The sequence below is a fragment of the Vibrio sp. OPT41 genome (genome assembly GCF_015163595.1).
In the GTDB taxonomy this organism is placed as follows: Bacteria; Pseudomonadota; Gammaproteobacteria; order Enterobacterales; family Vibrionaceae; genus Vibrio; species Vibrio alginolyticus.
In genome coordinates, this window is the sequence record NZ_JADDYH010000054.1 from 326,547 (window position 1) to 335,595 (window position 9,049).

General features: G+C 46.0%; 8 protein-coding genes. 6 read left to right on the forward strand and 2 right to left on the reverse strand.

Going from position 1 to position 9,049, the window contains the following annotated elements; all coding sequences use genetic code 11:
- Positions 1-18 precede the first annotated feature (18 nt).
- Positions 19-945 (reverse strand): electron transfer flavoprotein subunit alpha/FixB family protein, encoded by a 927-nt coding sequence (locus tag IQP38_RS20225; protein ID WP_017633699.1) that lies wholly within the window; start codon positions 943-945, stop codon positions 19-21.
- Positions 942-1,694: an electron transfer flavoprotein subunit beta/FixA family protein gene (locus IQP38_RS20230; protein ID WP_005386149.1), complete on the reverse strand. Its 753-nt coding sequence runs from the start codon at positions 1,692-1,694 to the stop codon at positions 942-944. Before IQP38_RS20230 ends, IQP38_RS20225 begins: the two co-directional genes overlap by 4 nt.
- A 155-nt stretch (positions 1,695-1,849) precedes the next feature.
- Between IQP38_RS20230 and IQP38_RS20235 the strand changes: the two genes are divergently transcribed.
- The 6 genes from IQP38_RS20235 to IQP38_RS26680 all read left to right on the forward strand — a co-directional run.
- Positions 1,850-3,487, forward strand: coding sequence for an electron transfer flavoprotein-ubiquinone oxidoreductase (locus IQP38_RS20235; protein WP_193837953.1), 1,638 nt, complete (start codon positions 1,850-1,852; stop codon positions 3,485-3,487).
- Positions 3,488-3,729: 242 nt separating this feature from the next.
- Positions 3,730-4,530: an ABC transporter ATP-binding protein gene (locus tag IQP38_RS20240; protein WP_005373297.1), complete on the forward strand. Its 801-nt coding sequence runs from the start codon at positions 3,730-3,732 to the stop codon at positions 4,528-4,530.
- Positions 4,530-6,482, forward strand: coding sequence for a long-chain fatty acid--CoA ligase (locus IQP38_RS20245; protein ID WP_005373296.1), 1,953 nt, complete (start codon positions 4,530-4,532; stop codon positions 6,480-6,482). The genes IQP38_RS20240 and IQP38_RS20245 overlap by 1 nt, the downstream gene beginning before the upstream one ends.
- Positions 6,482-7,375: a branched-chain amino acid ABC transporter permease gene (locus tag IQP38_RS20250; protein WP_005373295.1), complete on the forward strand. Its 894-nt coding sequence runs from the start codon at positions 6,482-6,484 to the stop codon at positions 7,373-7,375. Before IQP38_RS20245 ends, IQP38_RS20250 begins: the two co-directional genes overlap by 1 nt.
- 11 nt (positions 7,376-7,386) lie before the next feature.
- Complete coding sequence (locus IQP38_RS20255) at positions 7,387-8,454, forward strand: branched-chain amino acid ABC transporter permease (protein ID WP_005382737.1); 1,068 nt, start codon at positions 7,387-7,389, stop codon at positions 8,452-8,454.
- A 45-nt stretch (positions 8,455-8,499) separates the two neighbouring features.
- Positions 8,500-9,049, forward strand: a 550-nt coding sequence (locus IQP38_RS26680) for an ABC transporter substrate-binding protein (RefSeq protein ID WP_228010136.1), incomplete at its 3' end; no start/stop codon positions are given.

Consider the following 9,049-nt stretch of genomic DNA (forward strand, 5'->3'; position numbering starts at 1 on the left):
CGCCCCTTATCTGATCGTTTAAAGTTGTTCGGCAAGCTGAGGTAGTACCTCAAATAAATCACCAACCAATCCATAGTCAGCAACTTCAAAGATAGGAGATTCTGGATCTTTGTTGATCGCGACAATCACTTTGGATTCCTTCATTCCTGCAAGATGCTGGATGGCACCGGAAATCCCAACCGCTATATAAAGCTTAGGTGCAACGATTTTACCGGTTTGACCCACTTGTAAGTCGTTGGCAACAAACCCGGCATCAACTGCCGCACGAGAAGCGCCAATGGCAGCACCTAGTTTATCGGCAACTTGTTCGATCAACGCGAAGTTCTCTTTGCTACCGACTCCGCGTCCACCTGACACAACCACCTCTGCCGCGCTTAATTCAGGGCGCTCTGACACGGTTTTATCGGCAGAAACCAATTCAACCATTGGAGCTGAGATAGTGACCTGCTGATGCTTAATATCAGCTTGGTTGTGACAAGTAACCGGCTCAAACGCAGACGCGCGCACGGTGATGACGCGAACCTTGTCGCTGGTGGTCACTTTGGCAAATGCGTTTCCTGCGTAAATAGGGCGGATAAAAGTGTTTTCATCGATAACTTGGACAATATCGGAAATTTGCCCAACGCCGAACTTCGCTGCTACTCGCGGTGCAAGATCTTTCCCTTTTGATGATGAGCTAGCCCAGATTGCGTCAAAACCTTCAGCAACACTCACTACAATAGGTGCGATACTCTCGGCAAATTGATGCTTAAGTTGCTCATCATCGACACAAATTACGTTTGATATACCATCAACGCGACAAGCTTGTTGAGCGACTTCTTCACACTGGTGGCCCACAACGATCAAAACATTGTCTTGGCTGACTTGTTTTGCTGCATTAACCACTTTGAGTGTGTCCGCATGCAATTGGTTATTGTCATGTTCTGCTATGATTAAGTTCTTCATGAAATCACCTTCGCTTCGTTACGCAGCTTATCGAGAAGCTCTGAGACAGATTCAACCTTGATGCCACCTTTTCTTTGCGCTGGCGGTGTGACTTCTTGGATGGTTTGGCTAAATACCACTTCAACACCCAGACTGTCAGGTGTGATTGTATCTAACGGCTTGCGCTTAGCTTTCATGATATTAGGCAAAGAGGCAAAACGCGGTTCATTCAGGCGTAAGTCAGTACTGATCACCGCAGGTAAGTTCATCGCGACCGTCATCAAGCCGCCGTCCACTTCTCTCACGACCTGAACTTTTTGATCTTCTATCTTCACGTCGGAAGCGAAAGTTGCTTGAGGCCAGTCAAGTAGGGCGGCCAGCATCTGAGCCACTTGGTTGTTGTCCGTATCAATGGATTGTTTACCCGTAATCACAAGCTGTGCTTGTTCTTGCTCAACCAGAGCTTTGAGCAGCTTAGCGACAACTAATGGCTCTATTTTGTCTTCAGTATCGACATGAATAGCACGATCGGCACCTAATGCAAGCGCGGTACGTAGTTGCTCCTGACACTGGCTACCGCCGGCACTGACAACGATGACTTCATCTGCAATACCTTGCTCCTTTAGTCGTACGGCTTCTTCAACGGCTATTTCGCAAAATGGATTAATCGTCATCTTGACGTTATTGGTTTCAACATCGCTATGGTCCGCTTTCACGCGAACTTTAACGTAGGGATCAATGACCCTTTTTATTGGCACTAGTATTTTCACGTTAGATTCCTTTTACAGTGAAGACTATGTGTTTACAGTGAAGACGATGTGATGACGTCTTTAAAATGATGTTAATTTACCTTTACGTTTGCGTCAACTTTAAATATATTGTTGATTAACAAGTTGGCAACATGCAAAGAAAAAGGAATGCAATCATGGAAAGAGACTGCATGGAATTTGATGTTCTGATTGTAGGCGCAGGTCCCGCAGGCTTGTCTGCGGCATGTCGAATCAAACAATTAGCAGTAGAAAAAGAACAAGACCTCTCTGTTTGCGTGGTAGAAAAAGGTTCTGAAGTTGGAGCGCATATTTTATCGGGTGCGGTGTTTGAAACGCGAAGTTTGGATGAGCTTTTTCCCGACTGGCAAGAGAAAGGCGCTCCGCTCAATACCAAAGTAAACCAAGATAAAACCTACTATCTAGGCAATGAAATCAATGGTCATGAACTGCCTTCTTGGGCGGTGCCTAATACGTTACATAACAAAGGTAATTACATCATAAGTTTGGGCAGTCTATGCCGATGGATGGCGTTGCAGGCTGAGAACTTGGGGGTGGAGGTCTACCCAGGTTTTACCGCCAGTCAAGCGATCATCGATGAAGATAGTCGTGTTTGTGGCGTGATCACGGGCGATATGGGATTAGATAAAAATGGTGAACAAAAAGGAAATTTCGAACCTGGTATTGAACTGCGAGCGAAGTTTACTTTATTTGCTGAAGGCGCACGGGGGCATATTGGTAAGCAGTTGATTAACCGATTTAATCTTGCTGAAGAGAAAACGCCTCAACACTACGCTATCGGTTTTAAAGAGCTGTGGGAAATCCCATCAGAGCAGCATCAGCAAGGTTTAGTAGTGCACGGATTAGGTTGGCCGTTATCAAATGAAGCTACAGGTGGCAGTTATCTCTACCATTTAGAGGGAAACCAAGTTGCCGTCGGGTTGATTGTTGACTTGAATTATAAGAATCCGCACTTGAGTCCATTTGATGAGTTTCAACGTTTTAAACACCACCCGTTGATTGAGCAATACCTCAAAAATGGGAAGCGTATTAGCTATGGCGCGAGAGCGATCACCAAGGGCGGCTTTCATTCGCTTCCCACGCAGCAGTTTGCTGGTGGCTTGTTAATTGGCTGTGATGCAGGAACACTTAACGGCGCTAAAATCAAAGGCACACACACCGCAATGAAATCTGGCATGCTTGCCGCTGAAGCAGTATGTGAAGCCCTTGAGAGTCAGTCAGTTACTGCTGATTATCAAAAGCATTTCAAACAGTCTTGGCTGTATGAAGAGCTTTATCAAGCACGTAACTTCTCAAGTGGAATCCACCGCTTTGGATCGTGGCTGGGCGGTGGTTTAGCGCTGCTGGAACATAACGTGTTAAAAGGTAAAGCTAAGTGGCATATCCGCTGTGATAAGCCTGATCATCAGTCTCTGTTATTGGCGGAAAACAGCAATGAAATTGTCTATCCGAAGCCTGATGGCGTGTTAAGTTTCGATCGCCTCTCTTCCGTTTATCTATCCAATATCTTCCATGAGGAAGATCAACCATGCCACTTACGACTGGAGAACCAGCGGATCCCTATTGAGCAGAACCTTGAATTATATGCAGAGCCAGCACAGCGCTATTGTCCGGCTGGCGTGTATGAAATCGTACAGGGGGAGCAGCAGCCAGAGCTGCAAATAAATGCGGCCAACTGTATCCACTGTAAGACCTGCGACATCAAAGATCCAAGTCAAAATATTACCTGGACTCCGCCAGAAGGTGGTGGTGGTCCGAACTATCCAAATATGTAAGCGTTTGAGAATAATTTTTATTAACAATTTATTTACTTAAAGTTTGCGTTAGTTCAAATCTTTCTCGATGAACTCGATTGCAACTTAATCTTTCAGGCACTATTCTGATTTTAAATTGACGTTTACGTAAACTGAATACAAAGTTGATGCATAGGTGTAAAAGCGGTTACCAGTATCAAAGTTAGGTTTGATCAAATAGTGCTCAATGGAACGCACTTAAAATAACGAAAGGGAGATCAACTATGGTATCGGAATCGCCTCTGTTGCAGGTAAACGATATTTCATTGGCTTTTGGTGGGGTGAAAGCTTTAACTGACGTGAGCTTCCATGTGAATGAAAAGGAAATTTTTTCAATCATTGGTCCAAACGGTGCAGGTAAAACCTCAATGCTCAATTGCATCTCTGGTCGATACACACCAAACAAAGGCTCTGTAATCTTCGCTGGAGATGACGTAACTAAACGTACACCAAGCCAACGAGCTGAGTTAGGGCTGGGAAGAACCTTCCAAAACTTAGCGCTCTTTTCTCATATGTCGGTACTGGACAACATCATGGTTGGCCGACACCACCTACTGAAAAATAACTTCGTCACGGGGCCACTCTATTGGTTCTCCAATGCGCAGAAAGAAGAGATGGCGCACCGCAAATATGTGGAAGACGTGATCGATTTTCTAGAAATCCAGCACATCCGAAAAGCGACTGCAGGCACGCTATCTTACGGCTTACGTAAGCGTGTAGAGCTTGCTCGTGCCATTGCCTTAAAACCTAAGTTACTGCTGCTTGATGAACCAATGGCAGGTATGAACTTGGAAGAAAAGGAAGACATGGCACGTTACATCATGGATCTGAATGAAGAATTAGATATCACGATCATCATGATTGAGCACGACATGGGCGTGGTCATGGACATCTCTAATCGCGTTTTGGTTTTGGATTTCGGGAAACACATTGCTACGGGTGAGCCTGAAGAAGTGATGGCCAACCCACATGTGAAACAAGCGTACTTAGGCGAAGAGCTACCGACATTAGAGGAGAGTGCATAATGGCACAGCAACATAATGATTGGGCAGATATAACCCGCTTAGATACCTTTCCAAAAGTGTTGCAACACAATGCCAAGAACTGGCCCGAACAAGTCGCAATGCGTGAAAAGGAGTTTGGTATATGGCGAGAGTTCACTTGGAAAGATTATGAAAACCGCGTCAAGTGGATGGCACTGGCACTACGAGATTTGGGTATTGGTGAGCAAGATGTCGTTGGTTTGCTAGGTGATAACCGCCCGGAATGGGTATGGGGCGAGTTAGCGGCACATGCGATCAAAGGTTTCTCGCTGGGCATCTATCAAGATTCTATGCACGAAGAGGTGGCGTACCTTATCAACTATGCCAAAGCAAAAGTCGTGATTGCCGAAGATGAAGAGCAATGCGACAAGCTGCTTGAGCTTGGTGATGAAATTCCTAGCGTTGAATACATTATTTACTGCGATCCTCGTGGAATGCGTAAATACGATGATCCAAGATTGATTGATGTTGAACAGGTCTACAAAAAAGGTCAGCTGATTGATAAAGCGGACCCAGACAAATATCTCAATATGGTTGTTGAAACCAAAGGCAGCGATCTTTCAATTCTTTGTACAACGTCGGGTACGACTTCTAAACCAAAATTGGCTCAGCTACACAGTGGCACGTTCTTGGATCACTGTGCGGCTTACTTGCGTGCAGACCCTCGTTCCCCAGGCGACAACTACGTTTCTGTTCTGCCTTTGCCTTGGATTATGGAGCAGGTTTACGTGGTTGGTCAGGCGTTGATTTCTCGTCAAATCGTTAACTTTGTGGAAGAACAAGAAACCATGATGTCCGACTTGCGTGAAATCGGTCCAAACTTTGTGCTGTTAGCGCCGCGAGTGTGGGAAAACATTGTGGCAGACGTGTCTGCACGAATGATGGATTCGACACCGTTTAAGCAAAAGATGTACAAACTGGGCATGAGCTTAGCCAACAAAGCGTTAGAGCAGGGCAAACGTTCTAAACTCGCCGAATGGATTCTTTTGCGTGCTTTGCGAGACCGTTTAGGCTTTTCGAACCTAACATCTGCTGCAACGGGCGGCGCGGCGATGGGGCCTGACACTTTCCGTTACTTGCAAGCGATCGGTGTACCACTCAAGCAGCTTTACGGTCAAACCGAAATGTGTGGTGCGTACACCGTCCACCAAGCCGATGACGTGGACTATGATTCGGTTGGCGTTGCGTTTGATAATGCAGAAGTGAAAGTCATCAACCCAGACAGCAATGGCGTTGGTGAAATCATCGCGAAAAGTACAGGCATGTTTACTGGCTACTTAAACAACCAAGCAGCATATGATGAAGATGTTCAAGATGGTTGGATGCACACAGGCGATGCGGGCTATTTTAAAGATTCCGGTCACTTGGTGGTGATTGATCGTCTGAAAGATATGTCGGAAACCAGCCACGGCGACCGCTACTCTCCGCAGTTCATTGAAAACAAACTCAAGTTCTCGCCGTTTATTGCAGAAGCCGTGGTGGTAGGTAAAGGTCGACCTTGGCTGTCTGCCATCATCTGTATTCGCTATGCGATCGTCGCGAAGTGGGCAGAGCAACGCGGCTTGGCATTTACCAACTACACCAACTTATCTGCTCAACCAGAAGTGTACCAAGCGATTCGTGAAGAAGTTCAAAAAGTGAACGAATCCCTACCGGATGCACAGAAGATCAGCAAATTCATTCTACTTTACAAAGAGCTGGATGCCGACGATGGCGAGTTAACTCGTACGCGTAAAGTGCGTCGTGGTGTGGTTGCAGAGAAATACGGAGACATCATCGAAACCATCTACAGCGACGATCCAAAAGTCGATGTCGATACAGTGATCACTTATCAAGATGGCACTAAAACACGCATTCAAACGTCGCTAGTTATTGAAACGCTTATTGAGCATGAGCCAACACTAGTGGATAGCGAACAACGGAGGATCGCATAGTGAATACGGATTTATTACTGCAACTCGTCATTAATGGCGTGATCGTTGGCATGTTGTATGGCGTTGTCGCCATGTGCTTTGTATTGATTTACAAATCGACCCAGGTGGTCAATTTTGCTCAGGGTGAGTTCTTGTTGATTGGCGCGTGGGTATGTTGGGCGGCATTGGTGCACCTACAGTTACCGTTCTTTATTGGCTTTTTACTCACGCTCGCGTTCATGATGATTTTTGGTATCGCCGTGCAAACCATTGTGCTCAGACCGTTGATTGGTGAACCGATTATTTCTGTGATCATGGTGACCATCGGTCTATCGATGTTTTTCCAAGCGCTGATGAAGTGGATATTTGGCGTCTCTGCTGTGTCGTACCCGCAAGTGTTTGAAACCAACGTGGTGAATATCGGAGGTTTGAATGTTGAGTTTGCTTACATTCTGAGTTTGATCTTCTCAATGCTCATCATGGGCGCGTTTTACTGGTTCTTCAAATTCAGCAAAATGGGTCTGGCAATGCGCGCAACGGCATTTAACCAGCAAGTAGCCCAGAGTCTTGGCATTTCCATCAAGAAAGTGTTCGCCATCAGTTGGGCCATTTCGGCAATGGTATCTGCAACAGCAGGGATTGTTATCGGTATCGTTAACGGCGTATCTGACGCGCTATCCATTATTGGTATCAAAGTTTTCCCAGCCGTTATTTTAGGTGGCTTAGATTCGGTAGTCGGCGCAATTGTCGGTGGTATCACCATCGGGGTGCTAGAAAACTTGGCTGAGTTTTTTGATAGCCAATACCTGCAAGTGGGTAACCTGTACAACATCGCACCATTCTATGTGCTGTTAATCATTCTTGCCTTCAAGCCATATGGCCTGTTTGGTACCAAAGATATTGAGCGTATTTAAGGAGAAATAACATGGCTCAACTTAGCATGCGCCCATGTGGGGATTTTCGAACCACATACAAAAGCGATACGCCAATTTTTGAAACCAAAACCATCAGAAGCCTTGCGATTGCAGGTGTCATCGCCATGCTGGCAGCACCGCTGGTCTTGGATATTTACTTCCTAAACCTGTTTATTCAGATTGCATACCTCGGTATCGCGGCATTGGGCTTAAACATTCTGGTTGGTTTTACCGGACAAATCTCGCTAGGTCACGGTGCGTTCTTTGGCTTTGGCGCCTTTGCATCGGCTTGGTTAAATAACCAGTTTAACATTCCAGTCGTGTTTGCGATTCCGCTCGCGGGTTACTTAACCATGATTGTGGGGATGCTGTTTGGTCTGCCAGCGGCTCGAATTAAAGGTTTATACCTAGCTATCGCAACGTTGGCGGCGCAGTTTATTCTAGAGGACTTCTTTGCTCGCGCAGATTGGTTCAGTGGCGGCTCATACGGTGCTAGCGCGAACCCAATTAATTTGTTTGGCTTTGAGTTTACGACTGACGAAAGCTTTTTCTATATCGCTCTGTTTGCGCTGATCTTCATGTATATGTGGGCATCAAACTTAATCCGTTCTCGTGACGGTCGCGCGTTTGTCTCAGTACGAGATCACTATCTGTCAGCAGAGATCATGGGCATCAACCTAACTAAGTATCGTCTGCTCTCATTTGGAGTGTGTGCATTCTATGCTGGCATCGGGGGCGCACTCTACGGACATTATCTAGGGTTTGTATCAGCAGAAGGCTTCACCATCATGATGTCTATCCAGTTCTTGGCCATGATCATCATTGGTGGCTTAGGCTCAGTCAAAGGTACGCTGATGGGTACGATATTTATCGTACTTCTACCTGAAGTTTTAGAGTTTGGCGTAACGGGGCTTTCAGCGTTTGGTGATACCACCGCTTTCACTGATGGTCTGGCTTACTTCAAAGAAATGGCGATTGGTTTAGTCATCATGCTGTTCCTCATTTTCGAACCTCAAGGATTATCGCATCGCTGGCAACAGATTCGAGCATATTGGAAACACTATCCGTTCTCATATTAACGTGGAATTAAGTGGAATATACCTCAATAACAAGGACAACGAGTTATGAACAAAGGACATTTAGCGACAACGTTGGTGCTGTCATCTGCACTGTTTACTACCACAACTTGGGCAAAAGATTCTGTGTTTGTCGGGCAATTAGTCGACTTTTCTGGACCAACTGCCTATGTGAGCAAGCCTTATGGTTCTGGCGTGCGAGACGCATTGCGTTGGATTAACCAAAACGGTGGCATTAACGGTACCGAGCTCGAATTTGAAACAGTAGACATGGCGTACAAAGTACCAGTGGCGATTTCTAACTATAAACGTTGGGTGGCGCGTAAAGACATGGTTGCGCTGCAAGGTTGGGGTACGGCGGATACCGAAGCACTTATTTCGTTTGTCACCAAAGACAAAGTGCCGGTGTTCTCTGCTTCTTACTCTGGTCACTTAACTGACCCAACTGGCAAAAACCCAAAAACCGCGAAACCAGCGCCTTATAATTTCTTTTATGGTGCGTCGTACTCAGATGCGTGCCGTGCGCTAGTTAAGTGGGCGAAAGAAGATTGGGAATCTAAGGGCAATCAAGGTGCGCCGAAATTTACGCACATTGGCG

What these genes read in the sequence shown, in the direction of transcription:
- IQP38_RS20245 (WP_005373296.1), top strand. Translation starts at nt 4,530, where the DNA reads ATGGCACAGCAACATAATGATTGGGCAGATATAACCCGCTTAGATACC.
- IQP38_RS20240 (WP_005373297.1), top strand. Translation starts at nt 3,730, where the DNA reads ATGGTATCGGAATCGCCTCTGTTGCAGGTAAACGATATTTCATTGGCT.
- IQP38_RS20255 (WP_005382737.1), top strand. Translation starts at nt 7,387, where the DNA reads ATGGCTCAACTTAGCATGCGCCCATGTGGGGATTTTCGAACCACATAC.
- IQP38_RS20225 (WP_017633699.1), bottom strand. Translation starts at nt 945, where the DNA reads ATGAAGAACTTAATCATAGCAGAACATGACAATAACCAATTGCATGCG.
- IQP38_RS20235 (WP_193837953.1), top strand. Translation starts at nt 1,850, where the DNA reads ATGGAAAGAGACTGCATGGAATTTGATGTTCTGATTGTAGGCGCAGGT.